Below are 442 nucleotides of genomic sequence, written 5' to 3'. Positions count from 1 at the left end.
GCGTCTTACCTGACCGGCGAGTCGCGCGGCGTGAAGATGAACGTGCAACTCACGCACCCCGAGGAAAAGCGCGTCTACGCGCTCGGCCAGAAGATGTTCTTCTACCGGGGCGGCGCCTACGACTTCGCTTGCGCCACCTGCCACGCCGTGGACGGCCAGCGCATCCGCCTCCAGGACCTGCCGAACCTGCTGGAGTCGAAGGGCGCCCAGGCCGCGTACACCACGTGGCCGGCGTACCGCGTCTCGCAGGGCGAGGTCCGCACCATGCAGCATCGGATCTACGACTGCCTGCGCCAGCAGCGCTTTCCCGAGCCCGCCTATGGCTCCGACGTGATCACCGCCCTGTCGATGTTCCTGGCGAAAAACGCCAACGGCGGCACGTACGACGGTCCCAACATGAAGCGCTGAGGCACGGAGAGCACACGATGACGCGATACCAATC

1 protein-coding gene is annotated in these 442 nt (G+C 66.1%); it reads left to right on the top strand.

Going from position 1 to position 442, the window contains the following annotated elements; translation table 11 throughout:
- Positions 1-408, top strand: a 408-nt coding sequence (soxA, locus tag AB4Z35_RS30590; RefSeq protein ID WP_442101242.1) for a sulfur oxidation c-type cytochrome SoxA, incomplete at its 5' end; no start/stop codon positions are given.
- Between the last annotated feature and the right edge of the window lie 34 nt (positions 409-442).

Source organism: Pseudomonas sp. KB_15, assembly GCF_052114525.1.
Lineage (GTDB): Bacteria > Pseudomonadota > Gammaproteobacteria > Pseudomonadales > Pseudomonadaceae > Aquipseudomonas.
The sequence above is the reverse complement of the archived record's forward strand: the minus strand, read 5'-3'. Positions and strand labels throughout refer to the sequence as shown.